Here is a 20,052-nt window from a genome sequence, read left to right on the forward strand (position 1 = left end):
TTTTTTACAACCACTCGCGAATAAGATTTCAATACTTGAAATGGAACAATCCTCTGATTTGCCACATCAAGCAATGATAGATTCCACTGACTCTATCATCGAACTGCTGGACCTCTCCAAGCAGCAACGCAACTTGCTCCTGTTGCGTCCACTTTTCCAGCTTGAACTCAATAAACACAGTATCGGAACGGAAAGTGACGGGCCTCAGCCACTGTTTAAGCACATTGATACACATTATTTGGTTCTCACTGCGTTAGACGTGATGATGGAAGGTACAACTATTCAGATGGGAAGCACTTCGAAGGAGCTTCTCGATAGATTGAAGCAAGTGGCTAAAGCGATGAAGCCAAGTCTCAACGAGCTGCAGGCGCATCGAGTAGCTGAAGTTATCCTCGATACTTTAGATAATAAGAGCAACTCTTACCGAGTATTTGTCTTTGATTATTTCCACGGAGCGGCTCGAGAAACAAAAACAATCAATTTCAGATTGGTAAGTTACGAACCTGACCTAGAAGATGTGTATCGCTATCGCCCAACTGCGGAGGGTTATCTCGTCTATCTAGGCATGCTCGACCTAGCGCCCGAAGACGCTCAAGAAATGATGGAGAAGATGCTTGACCTACTTGTTCAACGAGGACGTTTCGACGCAGCACTAGAATTTGCAAAGCGGGCACGCACACTTTCACTTGAATACCGACAATTCATTCGTGACCGATTAATGCAAGCCTTTCGTGCCCCGGGTTCAGTTAATTGGACGAAAGAAGTTGCTCCTAAACTCCAAGATGCACGTACTCATGTTGTTGCCCGTCAGGTGGAAGACCAGCGAATGACGGAAGCCGTACGTGGAGCCTTGTTGTCCGCAGAAGAGTCAAAAACTCGGCAGGACCTAGCACAGTTGCTGAAGACTTTGGAGGGGGCAAGTTTAATTCGCTCAAACCTTGTTAGTGACATTACTGTAGCACCAGACAAGTTTCTGCATGCGCAGCGGGCTCTCTTCCGCGCACGTCGTCCATCTGGTCTGCCAGACTTAGAAACCCGACTTCTACCGGACCTGCTTAAACTCAATAACTCTGTATTAACTGAGCGAGCAGATGATGCAATTTGTGGAATGTATCCAGCCAAATGGCCCAAGGTATACGGGTTAAATGCCATTTTTGGGCTGTTATTAGAACGCAGAATCGAAGTAGTAGAGTCAGATGATGATGGAGGTGAAATTGAGCCTTTCGTTCCTCCTCTCGAACAGTTTGCGCCTGCACTTATCAATGATGTGCAGGCTTGGGTGACAAATAAATTCAAGGTGCCGTGCACATACAGTGTCGATGAGTTGTTGGTCATTGCAGAAGCTGAAGGTTTTAACCGCATCAAACAACGCTGCCTCGTATTAATGATGTTCAGAAGTTTCTCTCAAGCAGAAACACTCTTTCCCTATATGCGCGCCGAAGCAGAGGGACGATTTGAGCGGGACATCGCTGAAGGTTCAAATTTACATTTTTCCCCAATTGAAGGGAACAAACTATGACAGCACTAGGCTTAACGCCACGCAATGCTTCGAGACTCGTCTATAAGGCTATACAGCCAGGTCTATCGCCAGTTAACGACTCACAATACCGTGAACTTCTTGACCTTTATAGGGCGGAGCCTAGCTTTTCAACTATGGTTGCTGATATTGCTGAAGGCCTTGAACTGACTGTTCTCGATTTCAGCGAGCGAGGCCTAGTGATTGTGCCATCATCACGCGATAGTAAGTTTGCGATGCGAATTGGCGACTTACGAGCCAACCTTAAGCCCGAACAAAAAGCGGGACTCGTCCTTGCTCACGTAGCAATAGCTGCGGTGTTTTATCCGACTACTAGTGGTTTGGAGGATGACCGTTTCATAGCACCTCCCTCAAGCCTTGCACAGTTTCGCGATACATTACTAATGCTTGCTCGACGCTTGAAAGATGCCGAGCTTGAGGGCGACCAAAAAGATATTCCAGAAGAACTATCTCACGGCTGGCAACTTATTTGCGCTTTGCCCCTAATGTTACCTGGCGCTCAACGTGCGTCACCTGCATCGATAACAGGCCTTATTAATATCGCGCTCACTCATATGGAGACAGGCGGTTTAGTGCGAATTGATAGAGAATCTGCAGATGAATCTATGGCGACTTACACACCAACTCACCGCTTACAGGTGCAGCTCCGTGAGCTGACCCTCCGGCGTCTTTTCGAAATTGCTCAAGATGGTAACTCGGGAGTCAGGGGCTAATCATGCAAAAAATCTCACGCATTTACGTAGGTGGCTATGGTATCGATATGGCTTGGTATGATGGCGTAACTTTCGACCTGACTGACCCTGCAACAGGTGAACCAACAGACACGATTCTAAACCTCGAAAATGGAGGAGGTAAAACAACGCTGTTGAGTTTTGTGTTCTCATGCTTTGACACACCAGTTGAACGATTCTTAAAACATATCCAAAATAAAAACCATCGTTTCAGTCAGTATTTTTCTCGCGATGGTCAGCCCGGCATCATTCTCATCGAGTGGGTAATGCCACCCCGTATGGCAGGAGGAAAACCATATTATCTAGTTATTGGTCAGGCAGTTGCAGTCAAGACTGGAATAGAACGAGACGAAGTTGAGCGAATCTTCTTTAGTTTTGAAGCCAACAGTGCTCTTGGTTTTCAATCGGTGCCAGCACCAAAACTGAATTATGCCCCAGTTAGCAACATGCTTGAACTTTCGCGCTGGATTCACGATGCGCACAAGCTATCTTCTGATTTTTTTCAAACGCGTGTTCAGCATGATTGGCAGCAACACTTGCGTGAAGAGCGCCTCATCGACATTGATATGTTGAAGTTGCAGGTCAACTTCTCAGCACAGGAAGGAGGGATTGATACTGGCTTCCTTAATTTCAATTCGGAACCAGAATTTATCCGGAAGTTTTTTGGCTTAACTCTTGATGATGGCATGGCGGCATCAGTACGCCAAAGCGTAGTCGATGTCTGCGACAAACTTCGGCGTAAACCGCATTTGCAGAAGTGCCTGACCGAACTCTCCCGATTACGTACAACATTACTTGCATTTAAGGATGCTGCTTTGTTGTACAGCATAGCTAGCGACGAACAAGACAAGACAAGGCATCTAGGAGCCAGGGTCAAAAAAGGGCTTGATGTGCTCGCTAACAAATTTCGCTTAGAAGAGAAAGAGGCATTAGTTAAACAGGAAGAGAAATCTGAGCTGGCCATCGAGCAAACTAATCTGTCTAAGAAATATACTGCCGAGATAACTACATTAAAGTTGCAGCAACTTACTAGAACATTAGATGCCATTATTGAGCGCAAATACGCCGCAGAAATTGCAGCAGATACTGCAAGAGATACCCTATTTAGAGTAAATGCGGCCAAGGCACACTCGGAAATTTCAGCTTTAGAAAAACGTTTGGTAGAGCTAGGTAATAATTCAATTGCCGCTCGTGAGCAACTTGAACCTTGGAAAGATAAGGTTGAAGTTCAAGGAATGCTGCTGCGAAATGCGCTGCTACTTGCGGAAAATGAGTTACATACCCAACTAAATAATGTCTTAACGACAGAGAATCAGGCTGAGGCAAGTCTCAAAAATATTGAACAACAGCTTAAAGACCTTGAAACTGCTGCACGAAGCCTCAGCTCAGAAGAAGCAGCACTTACAAACGCCGAAGAGGCATATTGGTCCTCACTGAATCAGCTTATTAATGAGAATATTATTAAAGAGGGCGAATCCACCTCGGAAGCCTTAGCGCGTTATGAAAATATCGCAATAGAGCAGCTTAAACTCGAGAAAAAGTATAACTTAGATGCGATAACACTTAAGACCCAGGGGCAGGAAGCCAGAAGCAACGCTTATAAAGCGCAAGTTCATGCAGTTACAATAGCAGCTGATTTACCTCAACTCCAAAAATTCGTTGCAGAAGGAGAGAGTGAGCGAGAGAAATTTGAACAAAACTCTATTCTGCGACAGGTTGCTGATGCTGATACAGCAAACCCCGATTCACCGATACTGCTACCTGAGCTTGAGCGATTCATATTGGCAGAAGAGCGTTCTGTCGCGCAATACGAAGTGCAGTTATCGACCCTTCATGCAAGCCGAAGTGCTATTACGCAAACTGGTGTTGCAGGTGATTCCTGTGATGTTAATAAAGTTGTTGCTAGCCTTCATGCCAAGGGGGTGAAATCCGCTAAGCCCTATAACATTTATCTAGCCGATGCGATTCCAGATGCATCTACAGCACGAGCCATAGTCCTTAGTAATCCGTCGCGTTTTTTAGGTGTTTCTGTTGCATCAAGCGAATTGGAATCCGCACGTGAGATTGCCGCCCAAAATTTGCAGCTAGATACGCCAGTAATGGTCTCAGTGAACTCACTTGAACCCGATACGTTGGAAGCTAACCGTTTTGTATTGTCAGCGGACAATGACGCCGCATTCAACCAAGAAGCTGCTCAAGAATTACTGCAACAACTTGATGAGCGGATAGCTAGCATTGATAGTCTCAGGAATGCACATGCATCTCGGTTGAAAGAAGCATTGGGGATAAAGGAACAATTACTAGCATACGAAAAGCGTTTTGGTGGTGAAATACTAGCCCGCGCTCGAATGGACATTGAGCGTCTTCAGCAAGAGTCAGAAGCGGAACTTATACAATCTGCGATTTATGAAGAACAGGCCAAGGAGTATGAGCAGCAAGCTGAGAATGCTATGCGGGCTAAAAATAGTTGCAGCCAAGCTGCACATACAGCCGACATGCATCAAAAAACTATAAGTCGGTTCAGCGCACAGCACGATGCAAGCAGGCCCGCTAGGCTCATGCGTTTACGGTGTATTCCTAATGTTCGCCTGGAACAGGATATGCAGCGGGTAGAGCTAACAACAGAACAAACCAATGTTACTGAGACGAAGCAAGTGGCTTTCAAACTCAAGGTTGAGTTAGAAGCCAAAGCAAAGGAACGGCAAAATGAGCGTCTGGCAGTAAACTATTGGAGAGAGGATATACAGTCAGCTGGGCTGCAGTTAGCGCAACACCAAACATTGGAAGAGTTGCGAGTCTTTTATGCAGATGCTGAAAAAGTTTATTCCACTGAGGCAAATCAACGTCTTGGATTGCTGCAATATAAAGAAGAAGAAGCGAAGACTAACCTTACACAGCTGCTACAGAATTTTGCGATAAAATTTTCCGATTTAAATCTGGATGATTTTGCACCTTATCTTTCCGTACTGGATTTTTCAACGAAAATTCAAGAATGCACTGAGGCGCATGAGAGCGCAGAAAAGATAAAGAATAAAATTGCTCATGAAGAGACCGCGGCAAGTACGGCATGCCAAATTTTCCAAAAGGAAAATCGCCCAGTTGAGCCACCTACAATCGAAATGCTATCTCTTGACGAAGTAGAACTAGAAAGCTGCTTAGCCACCACAAACAGGAAACAAACTGAAGCTGCTCAGGCTGCAGTAGATGCACTAACTGCACTAGAAAGTTATAAATTAGCTAGTCAAAATGCAAAAGATAAGGCGCGCAATGCAGAACAAGCGGCAGAAAGCCTTCAGGCGGCGCTTGACCTATCTGAGTATCTTGACGTTGATGCTGAAACTCCAGACGAAGCGTTTGTAAAGCAAACAACCGAGCTAATCGCCGACTATCAACAAAAGAACAAAAAAACTGTGAGCACACAAACGGCAGCTTTAAAAGCTTTCGATTTCCTCAAGTCTGAAGCATCTACCCCAGCACTACAGGAAGTTGAACCGGACATTGCTAGCCAGCTTTTACAGAATGAGTTTGAAGCTGCATGCATGGATAGCACACGCCATCTTGAAGGACTTGATGACCGCATTGGCACAACACAATCGAGCCTAGATGGTATGCAGGGAGATTTTGACGCATGTCTGGGTGAGCTTCTTAATCTTTCAAGTTCGGCCATTGCAATGCTTAGCTCGGCATGTGCGAACAAGCGCATACCTGCTAATGCGCCTTACGTGGGTGGAAAACTTATCCTAAAAATGCGTGCACGCTTCAATGAGCTTGGCAACGACCTGCGGAGACAGCATCTTGGTAACTATCTTGATAGTCTAATTGATTCGAAAATTGTTCCAGCAAAAGGAGCTGAGCTTATCGCTGATGCTGTGCTACGCATTCACGGCAAGCCATTGGGCTTACAAATGCTAAAAATGGTTCCAGACGAAGCGCTTCAATATGTCGCAGTGGATAAAATCCAAAATTCTGGCGGTGAAGGTGTTGTAATGGCTATGTTCCTCTATATGCTAATTAATCAGTTACGAGCTGAGACACAAGCGAAACTCAAGAAAGTCGGTGGTGGGCCACTCATATTAGATAACCCGTTTGCCAAAGCGACAACACCAACCCTGTGGCAAGCTCAAAGATTGCTAGCTCAGGCCATGGATGTTCAGCTTATTTTCGCTACGGCGCTTCCTGACTACAACACTGTGGGCGAATTCAGTCGTTTTGTTCGGTTGAGAAAAGCTGGCAAGAATACTAAAACTGGGCGTTGGCACCTTGAAGCCGTCGACTTCAAACTCAAAGAACAACTTGTAATCGAGGCCACAGCATGAGTGACTCGTTTTTATCAGTCCTAGAGAATGCCTCTCGAAAGCGGATTGTGCTTGACGATGTTCGGCGCGCGTTCTTTGTCGCTCATCCAGAAACAATTACTGCGCCAAATCGCAACGCTCTTTTACTTGAACGTCTAAGAGAACTTGAAAAAGCATGCTGTATCAAGCTCCCTGCGGCAGGTAGTTGGGAAAAAGTTGGAAACCCTCCTTTGCCAAAGTGGGTACAAGTAACTGGCATGGAGACTTCAACTCCTAATTTTGAAGACTATGCCTCGGTCGCATGGGTCCCCGAACTTGGTTTTTGGCCAGAATTGAAACTTCCTGCACTAGAAACCGCACGGTTAATAAATGACTACCTACTTAGCCATCGCAATAAATTAAGATTAGTCCCAATTAAAGAGCGCTCGCTAGAGATATTCGGTGATGAAAAACGCCTTGATTCGTTACGTACCAGCGGTAGTGCTACCCTTTTTGGAGGTCGCCTTCCTTTATCTGTCTTGGGCGCCTTTGTCGTACCATCACCATTACCATACCGCATGAGCAACGTAGTCGGAGCACCTGTATTAATCGTCGAAAATCACAACAGCTTTTGGAGTTTCGGTGAATGGAACCAACATGCTAAGCGCTATTCAGCTGTAGTTTATGGTTCAGGCAAAGCTTTTCAGGGAAGTGGTAATGCACTTGAGCAGGTGCTTATTGAAGTTGGCGGTGTAAGTGCTCAGTATCTAGGGGACCTAGACCCTGCTGGAGTTCGTATACCAATAGAATTTAATCGCACTCGTTCATCCGTTAGCTCCATGGTTGCACCTGCAATTGAACTTTATCGCTGGCTACTTGAAAACGGACACAAACGCGTATTATGCGAACAGCATAACGGGCTGAGGTCCTTAGCAGAAGAATGGTTAGGGAATGAGCTTGGCGCAGAGCTTAGCGAATTATGGATATCTGGACATTGGATTCCTCAGGAAGCCCTCGGATTTGAAAGATTAATGGCGACACCAATGCAATTTTAACGCAGAGGCTGAATTGCAATTGACCCAAGCTACTGAAAATGATGGTTTGTACTTCAGATGTATATATCTGAGCGTCGGTATTGAGGTCAATTACACATCGGTGACAACAGCTATTGCTTTATTGGTGATTCGTTTTCCAATAAATATTCATTCACGTGTTAATTTTCTGTGCTTTTCGAGGACGCCCTCCAACTTGCCGAGCTGAAAATTCGGAGCGTCGAAAAAACTCAAGCTGCTTGTGCGTTTCAGGAAGTGATGCACGATGGTGTCGAACGGTTTCTAAGATTTTTAGGTCGATGAGCAGTTGCTTTACAGTCAATCTGTTGCCTGGCTTCAGTTGAAGCTGATATTTTTTGATAGCTTCAGCAAACTGACTGTCAATTGCCGGAAAATTTAATTCCTTTGGTCCTGGAGGCTTAGTATGGACAATGGCGGGAGTTGGGCCGTATTTTAGAAAAACATTCATCAAAATATGCTTTGCAGTCACATCAGATGTCTCACTTTGTCGCAACAAACAAGCAACCCACGACTGACTTTCACTTCTCAATGGCAGTTTTAATGATGCTAAAACGCTTGAGCCATAGAATCTTTCAAACTCTCGTGATAGGGCACATGCAGCAAGTCCAGAACCCTGAACAGGAAAGCCTCTCTCGATAGCTCGCGCACGATAATAGCTTTGCCATTCTTGAGGCGACTTTCGTACTTCAGAGTCAAAAATTTTGAGTGAAAAATTCTCTACTATTTGTTGGAGATATTCGGGAAAGATAGCTTTCATATATTCTCCATCAAATTGTGATGGCAACTGCGAAGTTGATATTCCCGACCGTTTTAATGAAACAAATTTTAATAATTGTTGATGCTTAGCACACACTGTGATGAACGGAATATTGTGCTTACGATGCCAGAAGTCTTCGCCAAATTCATGCTTATCTTCTTTGATGCATTCTTCGCAGTAGCGAAGCATTACACCACCAATAGCTGCTGAGTGTGACAATGCAGATGCCATCTGTTGATTGCTAATCAGACCCAAAGCTAGCCGTTTTATAGTTTCGGGAGAGTCGAAAGCTGTGACATATGAAAAAGGAGTATGTCGGTATAGTAGTATTTCTGAAGGTATGGATAAGGCATTTGCGAGCGGCGCGAGCGGGGAGTGAAAGAAAAGTGGCCATTTGCTTTTTGGCAAATAGCTGAGCATGCTATGAAGCTTTTTGACGGACACCCCTAAATGATGGCCAATCCGAATAAATAGACTTCCGATAAGCTCATCGGGATAAGGACCAGGTAAGTAATAGAATTTCGTTGGAAACTCAGCATCACAACGAATCATACTAACCCCCTTGCTTACAAGCTAAAACCTTATATTCAATAGATTTATAGCATCTGAGCAATGAGGGTAAAAAATAAAATCATGGAGCAGAACGCAACAGCCGTAACTCCTGAAGTAATTCGTGCCAACGGCCATCCTCTTCCATGCGACGTGATGTTCTGATTACAATCGGAAAACTGAGTCCGTCATTAAAATCTAATTTTCTCCAAGAAATTCCAGTACCGCGTTTTGTTAAAATTAGGTCAATAATTTTACGCTGACTATGTTTCGAGTAATTACGCTTTTCACATATTCCCCTCACAATTTCCCACTCTGCATCTGAAAGCTTCCAAATTCCATTACGACTTGGGACTGATGTGTCTGATGCGGAGAATTTTTTCCAGTTAGAAGCCAGGCTCTCATGAAGCACTATGCTTGCTGGATGAGCCGAAGCAAACTCAAAAGGGGGTTCAGTAGCTGTAAGTGACATCACTGTCATGTCAGTAACGATGCAACTGTTTTCGTATTCGACATAGTGCAAGATTGAAGTCACCGATGCCGCTGGTAGCTTCAAGTCAAGACGACCGACACACGCAAATTGATAAATGCTGTGCCACATTGCGCGTGCACTAGGGAAACAATGCATCCAACAAAATGCGGCCAAAATACCCGGACTGATTCCACGCAGACTTCCAAAAAGTCGCTGAAGTGGAATAAAAAAACCTGAGCTAGGTCTGTCTTCTTCTAGCAGTGGTAATGATATTTGGTCCAACCCTGCCGGCTGGAATACATATGAGTTCAAATGCTTTATTGGTCGGATAAGTGCTTTTATTAGCACTTGAGCAGGAATTAGGAATATTTGCTCATCAATCGTGCATTCGTAAACTTGGTGTTGGTCAGCAGGGTGAAAGTCGATGAGACCTAACACATTCCAAGTGTTGATGCCGGTGACGGGTTGCCAATCTTGAAAATGTGTATTAATCCGTGTTCTTTTGGTTTTTCCTTCAAAAAATCCATTCGATAAATTACTCATCGACTCTTGATATTTTCGTCCATCTTTATTTATTTTGTTTAAAACAAATCCGTCAGCACTTCTGGAAATACTATCAATCCAATTCATGGCAAAGAAATAACACTTAAGTAGATGTTATCGTATAGTGTTATTTCAGTTGCATGATGAATGGTTGTACCAATTAATCCGTAGCTAACTAGTTAATTTCGAATCATCAGGTAGTTAGACATGATTGTTCAAAACATAGTCTTATGCCTGCACAGTTGATTGCACTTGATTGACAGCAGATTCTTGATGGTTGAATACTAAAATTGCATGGAGTTAGGGCGTATGCATGTGGAAATAGAAACCCATGAGCCGTTGCTTTGGCTAACTAGCGGCACAGTTTATCGCACGGTATGCCGTCACCATCGCCATCTATTGTTCTGACGCCGCATTGCTGCAAATAAAACTTTGCTTCGTCACAAGAAGCCATTTCTTTGCAGTAGCGTTTAGACCCACAATTCCCTGCGTTCGCCGAATTTGTTTGGTTAACGTTAACCGACTGGCCCGTTTTTTTGCCGTGCCTAAATTCCCAAGGTGGAGTTGCTACCATATCTGCCCATAGACCCGTCCGTGAGGTTTTGGCGCGAAGCTCTGCGTCTCTGTAAGTCGAGTCACGTCCGTATTGGACATAGAACCACGCCATTCCACGTTTTATTTGTTCTAGGTTGGCGTCAATTCCATTGACGATGATTTTGCCAACAGTGCGCCCATAGCGGTCTTTGGTTTCTACTTCAACGCTCACGGCCTTGCCGTATATTAAATCAGAAAGGGATTGTTTGGACTTTGCCCCAAATGCTTGCGCTTTTTCTGGTGCGTCGATTTGTGCCAAGCGAATTTTAACTGACTTGTTCGCGGTGGTGAGTAGTGTGGCTGTATCACCATCACTTACACCTACAATGCGACCAGACAGTGTTTCAGCAAATGACTGAGTGAAACATAGGGATAGAACTAAAACTAGGACAAGTTTTGACATATTTATCATTCTTAAGATATGAGGCGATGCTAAATTTGAACACTGAAGCTTGGGGCATAAAACTTCAGACAAGTGTTGCTTGGGCAGAGCGCTTTCGATAAGTTTGGGTTGCTCAATTGAATAAGAATTTGCAGTAGGCGATTTTTTCACGAGAAGAGGTAAATAATGGGGCATAGCCCCATTATTTACTTTGGTACTTAGATATTCAGAATATTATCTAAATCGGGCAATATTCTCAGCGTCTTCAAACGTTCAAAATGATTGGTACCTGCGACATCAGGATTATGCGCATTTCTGAAATCGCCGATTGGATATGACTTAATGAGCTCAGGCGCATCCTTTGTATTTTTGCGTCGGCTTATGGCACGCCCGGAGCTGCCGCGCGTAACCGCTTTGCTAACAGCTTCAAGAACGTTGGTTGAGTTAGCAACTTCATTAGAACTGGCAATAATTTCAGCATTTTTAGCATCAAAGCCAAGTCCCATTAGAGTATCACTAACTTCAGTTTGAAAAGATTCATCTGCTGGAGTAATCGTAGCTGCACGAATCGTGTGGCCCGAAAATGTAGACCCGATATCTGACATCATCGAATTTAAGCTTAATGGCGCAATGTCTTGACAACGTTCTAGTGCCCGACGGTCTTTGCTACGCAAAGCTTCAATCATAGGCTGAATCATCGACATATCTTTGCACGCAACGTCATCAATTAGCACTGAACTCAACGTTTCTGAGCCATCTTGAATCGCCCGCGCTTGGCTCAATGCGAAGAGCTTAATCGCGACATCGATAATGCCTTGCGAGTGAAAATACATCAGGTCGGCTAGCTGCGAGGTGATTTGAAGGGGTTCTTTAACCCATTGATAGCGCCATAGAATTCGAATAAAGTCTTCCCATTCAGATGGTGTTTCATGCCCCCCACGAACAAGTGAATCCCAGAATACAGAGCCCATTCCAGTTGAACGACGCGCCTGCCGAAAATCCAGGCTGAGAAGATTTTTAGCTTTATTCGTACCGACAAAAATAATTGGTACTCCAAGTTCGTTGCTTGCAGAAACTAATAACGTCATTAATGCTTGTCGATTTTTCGGGGAATTTTCTAAGTTCTGAATTTCATCGACAATCAGAACGCCGACGCCATGCATGTGAATTAAACGTGCAGCGTGATTCATTAGTGTCTCAGCGCCAGAGCGCGTATTGCCTCCGTAAGTTTTTCCATAATTTGCATCGGGAAACAGGTTGTCGAGTTTCCGAAAAATTGACTCAGCCAAACCTTTTACACTCGCTCCATCATATGGCGTTTCGACCATCAAATATGGCACTTGATAAAAATTGAGCTCGGGATGAAAAATAACTTCAGGATAACGAGCCAATATACGCTTAATTGTTGTGGTTTTCCCCATGCCGGGCATTCCCAAAAACGCAGCAGAAAGTTGAGCAGTTATTTGTCCCGCACTTTGACTGAAGCTTTGACCAGCTTGTTGCAAATCATATATCTTTCGTAGTTTTGCATTAAATTCAGCCGTTCGTGGTGCCCTGCCAACGTATCCTTGTTTTATTAGCATTTCTATGGCCTGTGCCAGTTGAACATGGCGATTGAGCGGCATCATAAAGCTACCTAATTGCCCCAGCATCTGCATACGTTCTGCAATCGTCCATTCGCGTTGTTGAACGTCAAATTCTGGAACACATAGTAGTGATTTGAGAAACTCACGTTCATCTATTGTGGGGGGCAATGCTTCAATTAAAGGATTACCTCGGTATTGCGGAATGCGTTGTTCTAAATATTGTGCCGTTACGTATCGCATATTATTTTCCGTTAATCATATCGTCTAGTAATGAACTTACTGACTTAGGGGCTTGCTTCTGAATTGATTGGCTGGACAAGCTTTTTTCGACCTCAGAACTGACTCTGAGTGTGTCCTCTCTATCTAGATTTGCTTCTGTCTGGCGCTGAGTGTGGCGCTCATCTTTGCGCGCTTCTACTGTATCTTTTTTCCGAGATTTTCTGTTTAACCCTTTTGTCGCTTTTTTTGTTTCTGCTATGGCATTTTTAATCATATCTTCGGTATTACTTAAAAAGTCGCCGGCCAATTGTTTTTTAATTGGCTTACTAATATGTGCGGCTAGATTAATTTCATCTTCAATAACTTTAACCTCTTCAAAACTTAATCCACGATACTTATCACACTTGTCCAATAAACTTGCAATGAAGTAACCATTTTCACTTTTTATATCGTGAACGTAAATTTTGTCAGCCAAACGCTTATCAAATGATATTGTGACTTTGGATATTCCATTTCTTGCCAATGAAAACCACCCCCGCGCCTCAGCCTCAGGTGAAGAGTAATAACATTTACCTTTCTTTATGCCCTCTGGCGTAACAGAAACAACTTCTTTTTCAAGTAAAGCAAACAAAACTTGATTTTCTGAGAAGCGAGTCAATTGTCCTGCACGGTCTCTAACTTCGAGATTCCAAATATTGATTGGCGTTGGCAATATATCATTTAGTACATATTCAGGTGAAAGCGGACTATTAGTAAGTGGTGTTTTATTTGATTTAATTATATGCTCAATAACTAAGGTCGTGAATTCATGCAATGTTAACGCTGCATCTTGCGCTGGGTCACTTATTTGTCGTTTTCCAAAATTTTCAGGAGGACTATACCCAGGAACTGAATTTGCATTTGGACGTAGTAATTTTTTAAACCCACTCTCAATATATGGTTTTTTATCTGCGCGTCGAGCAGGTAGATTAGTTACTTTAATTTTAAGTTCTTCAGCAAAATTTGAACTATTCTTGCCTAACATTTCGCTTCCTCGGTCTGCAAAAATACTCTGGGGAAATATTTTATCTGCGGGCCAGTCTCGTGCGTCATAATGAACACCATATCTTTGACACAACTTCTCTTTGTCTTCTGAAATAGATTTGAATGCATGCATTGCTGCAGACCAACAAGGGCTCTCAATTCCTACATAAAACCCGACAATTAAATTACTTTTTCTATCGCAAATCATGTAAACAGTTGGTTTTCCAATAATTTTTGCTCGGTTACTAGAGTGAACAAGATACACATCAGCAATGGTTGCATCGACTTCATATACCTCCCCAACGGTGTAGGTTTCTTCGCGTAAACTTCCCAATTTTCCTCGATGTTCAAGTTCAAAAACTGCATCACCATGGCGTCGGCGAATCTGTTCTTCATGACAATAGTTCTTTTTTAAGTAATACCTAAATTGATTTATGCTCGGGCATTCGCCAGGCGCCAAATGGCAGCGCTGACCATTTTCATTCAAATAAGAATAATATCGATTGAGTAATTGAGTATGCGCAGCATCGATTGAGCAATTTTTATTTTTAAGATAAACTGACTCAATTATGTTCTTAATACATTTAAAATCTTTATCAGAGAGTTGATAAATATCGTTTAGATTAAACTTTGTCGGTCTTCCTCTACGCACTGTATTGCCTTTTTGACTGCCACATCGATGAAAAGCTGCGCCAAGTGCATTCACTGTTTGTCCACCAGACCACCATGAACGTAGATACTTATAAAGAGTTTGATTTGAACAATTAAGTTCACTAGCCCTTTCAATAACCATTTTTGAGCGAAATTCAGCCTGCAAAATAAGGGGTGATTTTATAAGTGGCTCAATCCATTCGTATGCCTTTTTTCTACGTAAAAGAGCGGTTTCGGAAAGGCTGCGAAGCGTCAGAATACCATCAACGTCATGATTGGTAATGTCGCCATTAGCTAATGCTTGCTCAATTGACTCTTCAGAAAATGCCTGTGGAATTGCCAATGGGTCAGACAAGCTATATAACCAAACCAAATTCTCAGGTGAATTTATATAGAGAACCCTAAAGCGTTTTTTTAATTTAATTATTTCAAGAATTTGATTTTGGAATAGCATAATTATGCTCTCGTAATTTTATTTTCTACGTAAGAAGCTAATTTGAACGTAGGCATGGGTTGTTCTGTCAGACGAGCGGAATTTAAGTCAGTTAGCAACTCTCGGTGCCAAAGCAAATTGCGAATAACAAACAAAGAACTACCAATATCTAGACCCGCTAACTCGTCTTGTTTCTTGCAGAAATCCCCCAACGAACCCCGGCCCGCACGGCGAATAGCATGAATCAAACGCAGACGATGTTCAGCCTGTACATCGAGTTCTTCAGAGCTGACTTCCCCACCAGCAATGGTTGCCCCGCGACACCACAAAAGATTTTTAATTTTGTTTTTTGAGAGCTGACTTGAAATAGCAAGGTGATATGGAATACCGAGCCGCTCGAAATAGCTGCGCTCAAGCTCAAGTTTTTCGAGGTCCCTCAACTTTTCAATACCGGCTTCATTCTTACAACTAAAAGCACGCAGACTGTTTTTACCTTCTTGATTTAGCGTAACCAAAAAATCACAGGTCATAACAGTCGCAATTTTGGTTGCGGGATAAATCGGATGCTTGATATCTAACTCCGCAGCGAGTGATAGCGTCTTCTCGCGCTTTAGCGGATATTGCTCGCGGATATCTAAAACATCTCTTGAATGCTCTAACATAAGAAATAAGTGCCATTCGATGTCTGACAGCAAATGATGTACTCTTTTTGTTTTTTCGCTATAGACCCGATGACTGTTGCCTAGTGACGACAAGTCATTGATTTGAACCCACGGCTTATAATCGGATTGAATACCCTTACCGCGACCTTCGCGTTCTAACCGAGTGATTTTCTCTTCAGTCCAAATTGATTTTCTTGGTCCCATACATTTCTCCAATTCTGTCTCATTAATTAACCGTTTTTCGCAGCAAATAGTTCTGAGAAAGAAGCGGCTCAAAAGTATCGGAAAGCTACACAGTCATGATTTTATGAAAACAGTCATGAATCTCATATATGGGATAAATATCTTTTTTATGAGATAATTTTTTTGTGGAAAAAGGGAATTTTGATGGAAAAGATGAGTAATCAAGAACGCTATTGGCTGCAAGAGGCAAAGTCGACACTAAGAGCAGAACTTGAGCGAAGAGATATAAGCTACGCACGACTCGTAAAGCGACTACAAAAGCAGGGAGTGACAACCACAGAAAGAGCAATCGCAAATAAAATTTCTCGCGGCAGCTTTTCTTTCGTTTTTTTCTTACAGGTGATGAGAGCAATAGAAGCCGAGTTGGTAATTGTGACGGCAACTCAGCGAATTGACAGAGTTCAGTTTTCTGGTCCAGCTGAGTCAAAAAACCGCAGCCAGGATTGTGATTTGACGTAGCAAAATTACGTAGGTAAACGTCACGTATATCGTTTGATACATTAACTTCAAACACTGAAATCTCCAGCATACCCTCTCAAAAATAGGAGATACCTGCCTGATTTTAAGGCATCATTTCAAGTGTTCTTTGGTTGCGTAGTACGCTGTTTTCACTTTAGAGCATAAATAGCATGTTGCAAAATTTCTTAGGCCGCACTGAGGTTCTGTCATTTTTTAGCTTCCATAAATGCCACCTTCCTTGGTTGCCAAAATTACGCAGTACGCCTGCACAAAATTATCAGCACTAGACGTTTCATAGTTCGATGTAATACGTTTAAATAACGATGACAACGAGCAAATGTGGCTCTATTGAGTATGGAGCTTTTACTGCGACGGAAAAGTGCGAGCGTATTAACATGCTGAGAATCCGAGCCTGACTCACATGAACTAAACAGACTATAAAGTCTATAACTCCTAAGTAGATGTATATATGAGCAAAACAGCTTGTATTTTCAGTGTGTTTTTTCCTCTGCTGGACAAGATACGTTACCAACCCCCAGTCAATACGATGCAAAGCCCAAACTATTTCAATATCAACCCCAAGTAAACACGCTCTAAACCCCAAGTTAACTAACTGACCAATAAAATTTACCTGCAATTAACATGCCTTTTTGCCTGAGTGATAGTGTGCGCTTAGGTCATGCAGGAAAATTGTACATATACCGTGAAGTTACCAACAACTTCGTGTATATAAAATGGCCACTAAAAAGACGCCCGACAACGATACTATCCAGCTAGCAGTTAGAGTTCCAAAACATCTACATAAAGAATTTTATGCGACTTGCACTAGCAGGGGCAGCAACGGTTCTTCAATGATTCGTGCATTGATGACTCTTTTCATTGAGAAGGCACGTAACAATGAATAAGCCGCTCAAACTTGTTAAAAAAAATGAAATTGAGGAATTACGGAGTTTAGTAAGTCGAACTGCAAGTGCAGCATTGACAGCGTTACCTGACAGCCAAATAACAATTTTAAATGCAGCAGAACGGCTTAATAAACTTGCAGACGGTCTTGAACGAAAAGAAAAACTAGAAAATTTAGTTCCAAGCATTGCTGTGATACCAAGTGAAGCGACAGCAGAAGAATTACAAGAGTCGAGACGGTATCAAGCAACACGCCGTGGTAATGACGTATATCTCCCTTGTTTAGTGGAAGTTACTTCAATCATGCCTAAGGCGTTTATACGGTCTGCGCTTTTCTCACCAAGTGCAAGTGTTCAGGCAAATAATGCCAATGTGCTTGCTGGTGACCAAACGTTATTAGTCGCATCCAAGATTATTGCAACGTATAAAAGTTTGACGCTATTGTTTAGTGGGTATGAGCTGTGTCAATTTGATAGAAAAGTTTACGCTAATTGTTTGTCATACTATAGAGAACAGCCATTGGCTTTAGACAAAAATGCAGATATCGATGAAGTCGTATGTACGGATGACATACAAACTTCGTTTTATAAATTTTGTCTTCGGTTGGGGGTTAGTTACAGTATTGACTCTCACAAAGCGATTAGAGCAAGTCTACTTAGATTAAGTTTTGCTCAACTGCGACTTCGTATTAATCGAATGAATATTGAGATACCAAAACTTTTGGCAATTAACTTCGAAGATGGAGAACCAACAGGGAATTTTCGTGCCAGTGACAAAATGGCACTAAGAGTTACTAAATCATTTGCTGAGCTTTTTGGACCAAATGAATGGACTTCAATTAGTAAAAAAGCCAGCAGTTATGATGGACTCAAAGGATGGTTAGCATGTTTTTATACTAGTCATTCAAAACCAAAATGGCTAGCAGTTGAGTGGCTATATTGCCTTTCGGGATATTCTTCAAACAAGAATAACTTTAAAGCAAGTTTAATCCGCGCCTTAGATAAACTGAAGAGTGAAAAATCAATGGGTAACAATCATATTACAGCATATTATTTTTCACAGGATGGTAAAAAAATACTAGTTATTCGTTCAGACTGGAATGCTCCAGAACTTTCTGAAGAATAAAGGCCAGTGATTAATATCCCTTGCGCTATATATGTATTGGCATTATTCGAATAAATATAATCTACAAAGGGGCAAAGGGCCGCAGGTTCGTTTGTTAATCAGTTTGCTTTTACAATCGGAATCTCTGCCCATCTTGTTGTCCAGTGCAGCGATTCGCGATTCTGTCGCATTTTCCACCCGTGGTTGAATCCTGCACTAGCCACTCGGATTGAGCCGCGGCCCCATTGTCGATTGATGTCATCCATTACTTTGTTCAGTGCTGCGCGCTTAATGGGGTCGGCGGTTTGTAGGAATAAATGACCTTGCACCGCCGTTCGGGGCTGCAGGTCACACAGCATCACGCCTGCTTTTGCATAGGCAAATCCGGTTCGATAAATCCGCTTGAGTACCCACAGCGCGGCGCGGGTCAGTAGTAGCGTGTCGTCGCTGGCTTGGGTGAGTGGAACGAGGATGTGCTGGCTGTATTGTGGGTCTTTAGGGCGGAATGGATTGGTGCGAATAAACACAGCTAAACTCCCCGCCACTGAACCTTGTTTCCGTAGTTTTTCAGCGGCGCGAGCAATGTAGGTGCTGATGGCTTGGCCCAACTCTTGTTCGGTATAAATAGTTTGGCCAAAGCTGCGTGAACACAGGATTTGCTGTTTGTCGGGAGTCGATTCTTCCAGTTCAATGCTAGGTATGCCACGTAGTTCATGTACGGTGCGCTGCACGACAATGCTGTAGCGTTGGCGTATCTGGTCAGCGTTCGCTGCTCTCAAATCCGCAATGGTGTGTATACCTTCCAGCGCCATTCGTTCAGATATTTTCCGACCAATACCCCAGACTTCACTAGCCGCTAAGGATTGCATTTGTGCATCTTGCTGGCCGGGGCTGAGTTTGAACCATTCGCACACGCTATTAAACGGTGCTTGTTTCTTAGCGGTGTGATTGGCCAGCTTGGCGAGTGTCTTGGTTGGTGCAATGCCAACGCAGACGGGTAAGCCAGTCCATTGCAGTACAGTGCGACGGATTTCTTGCCCTAGTTCGGTATGGTCTTGCGGTAAACCGTCAAAACTCAAAAAGCACTCGTCGATACTGTAAATTTCTTGGTTCGGACTAAAGCGGTTCAGTATGGTCATTACCCGATGGCTCATATCGGCATACAGCGCGTAATTGCTACTGCGAGCAATGATGCCTTCCTGCTCCGCAAACTCACGTAACTGATGCCACGGTGCTCCCATCTTGATGCCCAAGGCTTTGACTTCGGCACTGCGCGCCACTACACAGCCATCATTATTTGATAGCACCACCACGGGTTTACCAATCAGCTTGGGTTCAAATACGCGTTGGCAGGATACGTAAAAATTGTTCACATCGACCAAAGCAATCATCGTGGCCTCACTATCCATGCGGTGACTACGCCCCAAATCGACAACTCTTGTTCATCGCCAATCACGATAGGCGGATAAGCCGGATTCTCTGCAATCAATGCCAAACGCTTGCCCCTGCAATACAGCCGCTTCACAGTAAAATCACTATCAATCACCGCCACGACAATATCGTCATGCTTGGCGCTCAAGGCACGGTCAATAATCAGCGTTGCGCTATCGGGAATTGAACGCTCCGCAATTGGGCTGACCATGCTGTCGCCTGAAACGGTAAAATAGAACGTCGCTTCGGCATGCTGAACATAGCGCAGGTTTAAATCGACGCGCTCTTCTGCCCAATCTTCGGCAGGAGATGGAAAACCTGCCGAAACAGAAACGCCCATCAGGGGCAACAGCAGTAATTGCGGCTCAAGTGCGGCGGGTATAGGTGGATGCAAATGGAGTGACATGGGTTATCCTGAAACTATCT

General features: G+C 43.4%; 14 protein-coding genes. 6 read left to right on the forward strand and 8 right to left on the reverse strand.

Annotated elements, in window-relative coordinates; translation table 11 throughout:
* The first annotated feature begins 40 nt into the window (after nucleotides 1-40).
* The 4 genes from K4H25_RS06340 to K4H25_RS06355 are packed head-to-tail and all read left to right on the forward strand — an operon-like array spanning nucleotide 41 to nucleotide 7,597.
* On the forward strand, nucleotides 41-1,519 hold the full coding sequence (locus K4H25_RS06340) for a hypothetical protein (protein WP_221022501.1): 1,479 nt from the start codon (nucleotides 41-43) through the stop codon (nucleotides 1,517-1,519).
* Nucleotides 1,516-2,250 (forward strand): hypothetical protein, encoded by a 735-nt coding sequence (locus K4H25_RS06345; protein ID WP_221022502.1) that lies wholly within the window; start codon nucleotides 1,516-1,518, stop codon nucleotides 2,248-2,250. Before K4H25_RS06340 ends, K4H25_RS06345 begins: the two co-directional genes overlap by 4 nt.
* A 2-nt stretch (nucleotides 2,251-2,252) precedes the next feature.
* Nucleotides 2,253-6,584, forward strand: coding sequence for a coiled-coil domain-containing protein (locus tag K4H25_RS06350; RefSeq protein WP_221022503.1), 4,332 nt, complete (start codon nucleotides 2,253-2,255; stop codon nucleotides 6,582-6,584).
* Nucleotides 6,581-7,597, forward strand: coding sequence for a Wadjet anti-phage system protein JetD domain-containing protein (locus tag K4H25_RS06355; protein WP_221022504.1), 1,017 nt, complete (start codon nucleotides 6,581-6,583; stop codon nucleotides 7,595-7,597). Before K4H25_RS06350 ends, K4H25_RS06355 begins: the two co-directional genes overlap by 4 nt.
* A 151-nt stretch (nucleotides 7,598-7,748) precedes the next feature.
* On the opposite strand, the gene K4H25_RS06360 is transcribed toward K4H25_RS06355, so the two are convergent.
* The 6 genes from K4H25_RS06360 to K4H25_RS06385 form a co-directional block, all read right to left on the reverse strand.
* A complete protein-coding gene (locus K4H25_RS06360; protein WP_221022505.1) occupies nucleotides 7,749-8,924 on the reverse strand; it encodes a TnsD family Tn7-like transposition protein in 1,176 nt (391 codons plus the stop codon).
* 79 nt (nucleotides 8,925-9,003) lie between these two features.
* Nucleotides 9,004-10,023, reverse strand: coding sequence for a hypothetical protein (locus K4H25_RS06365; RefSeq protein ID WP_221022506.1), 1,020 nt, complete (start codon nucleotides 10,021-10,023; stop codon nucleotides 9,004-9,006).
* Between the two features lie 265 nt (nucleotides 10,024-10,288).
* Nucleotides 10,289-11,107: a thermonuclease family protein gene (locus K4H25_RS06370; protein ID WP_221022507.1), complete on the reverse strand. Its 819-nt coding sequence runs from the start codon at nucleotides 11,105-11,107 to the stop codon at nucleotides 10,289-10,291.
* Between the two features lie 23 nt (nucleotides 11,108-11,130).
* Entirely contained in the window at nucleotides 11,131-12,738 is a 1,608-nt protein-coding gene (locus K4H25_RS06375; protein ID WP_221022508.1) for an AAA family ATPase, read from the reverse strand.
* Nucleotide 12,739: 1 nt separating this feature from the next.
* Nucleotides 12,740-14,845, reverse strand: a complete 2,106-nt coding sequence (locus tag K4H25_RS06380; protein ID WP_221022509.1) for a Mu transposase C-terminal domain-containing protein — start codon at nucleotides 14,843-14,845, stop codon at nucleotides 12,740-12,742.
* A 2-nt stretch (nucleotides 14,846-14,847) separates the two neighbouring features.
* Nucleotides 14,848-15,690 (reverse strand): TnsA endonuclease N-terminal domain-containing protein, encoded by an 843-nt coding sequence (locus tag K4H25_RS06385; protein ID WP_221022510.1) that lies wholly within the window; start codon nucleotides 15,688-15,690, stop codon nucleotides 14,848-14,850.
* 183 nt (nucleotides 15,691-15,873) lie between these two features.
* Here K4H25_RS06385 and K4H25_RS06390 point away from each other — a divergent pair, with 183 nt between their 5' ends.
* On the forward strand, nucleotides 15,874-16,188 hold the full coding sequence (locus K4H25_RS06390; RefSeq protein ID WP_221022511.1) for a DUF6471 domain-containing protein: 315 nt from the start codon (nucleotides 15,874-15,876) through the stop codon (nucleotides 16,186-16,188).
* An 897-nt stretch (nucleotides 16,189-17,085) separates the two neighbouring features.
* Nucleotides 17,086-18,216, forward strand: a complete 1,131-nt coding sequence (locus tag K4H25_RS06395) for a hypothetical protein (protein ID WP_221022512.1) — start codon at nucleotides 17,086-17,088, stop codon at nucleotides 18,214-18,216.
* 98 nt (nucleotides 18,217-18,314) lie between these two features.
* On the opposite strand, the gene K4H25_RS06400 is transcribed toward K4H25_RS06395, so the two are convergent.
* Together K4H25_RS06400 and K4H25_RS06405 are read right to left on the reverse strand one after the other, a co-directional pair.
* On the reverse strand, nucleotides 18,315-19,604 hold the full coding sequence (locus K4H25_RS06400) for a Y-family DNA polymerase (RefSeq protein WP_221022513.1): 1,290 nt from the start codon (nucleotides 19,602-19,604) through the stop codon (nucleotides 18,315-18,317).
* Entirely contained in the window at nucleotides 19,583-20,032 is a 450-nt protein-coding gene (locus K4H25_RS06405; protein WP_221022514.1) for a LexA family protein, read from the reverse strand. Before K4H25_RS06405 ends, K4H25_RS06400 begins: the two co-directional genes overlap by 22 nt.
* Between the last annotated feature and the right edge of the window lie 20 nt (nucleotides 20,033-20,052).

This window comes from Deefgea piscis (assembly GCF_019665785.1).
Classification (GTDB): Bacteria; Pseudomonadota; Gammaproteobacteria; order Burkholderiales; family Chitinibacteraceae; genus Deefgea.

Bases quoted from the DNA above. Each gene is read 5' to 3' on its own strand.
- K4H25_RS06340 (WP_221022501.1), top strand. From the start codon at position 41: ATGGAACAATCCTCTGATTTGCCACATCAAGCAATGATAGATTCCACT.
- K4H25_RS06380 (WP_221022509.1), bottom strand. From the start codon at position 14,845: ATGCTATTCCAAAATCAAATTCTTGAAATAATTAAATTAAAAAAACGC.
- K4H25_RS06345 (WP_221022502.1), top strand. From the start codon at position 1,516: ATGACAGCACTAGGCTTAACGCCACGCAATGCTTCGAGACTCGTCTAT.
- K4H25_RS06405 (WP_221022514.1), bottom strand. From the start codon at position 20,032: ATGTCACTCCATTTGCATCCACCTATACCCGCCGCACTTGAGCCGCAA.
- K4H25_RS06395 (WP_221022512.1), top strand. From the start codon at position 17,086: ATGAATAAGCCGCTCAAACTTGTTAAAAAAAATGAAATTGAGGAATTA.
- K4H25_RS06390 (WP_221022511.1), top strand. From the start codon at position 15,874: ATGGAAAAGATGAGTAATCAAGAACGCTATTGGCTGCAAGAGGCAAAG.
- K4H25_RS06365 (WP_221022506.1), bottom strand. From the start codon at position 10,023: ATGAATTGGATTGATAGTATTTCCAGAAGTGCTGACGGATTTGTTTTA.
- K4H25_RS06355 (WP_221022504.1), top strand. From the start codon at position 6,581: ATGAGTGACTCGTTTTTATCAGTCCTAGAGAATGCCTCTCGAAAGCGG.
- K4H25_RS06370 (WP_221022507.1), bottom strand. From the start codon at position 11,107: ATGCCCCATTATTTACCTCTTCTCGTGAAAAAATCGCCTACTGCAAAT.
- K4H25_RS06350 (WP_221022503.1), top strand. From the start codon at position 2,253: ATGCAAAAAATCTCACGCATTTACGTAGGTGGCTATGGTATCGATATG.
- K4H25_RS06360 (WP_221022505.1), bottom strand. From the start codon at position 8,924: ATGATTCGTTGTGATGCTGAGTTTCCAACGAAATTCTATTACTTACCT.
- K4H25_RS06400 (WP_221022513.1), bottom strand. From the start codon at position 19,604: ATGGATAGTGAGGCCACGATGATTGCTTTGGTCGATGTGAACAATTTT.
- K4H25_RS06375 (WP_221022508.1), bottom strand. From the start codon at position 12,738: ATGCGATACGTAACGGCACAATATTTAGAACAACGCATTCCGCAATAC.
- K4H25_RS06385 (WP_221022510.1), bottom strand. From the start codon at position 15,690: ATGGGACCAAGAAAATCAATTTGGACTGAAGAGAAAATCACTCGGTTA.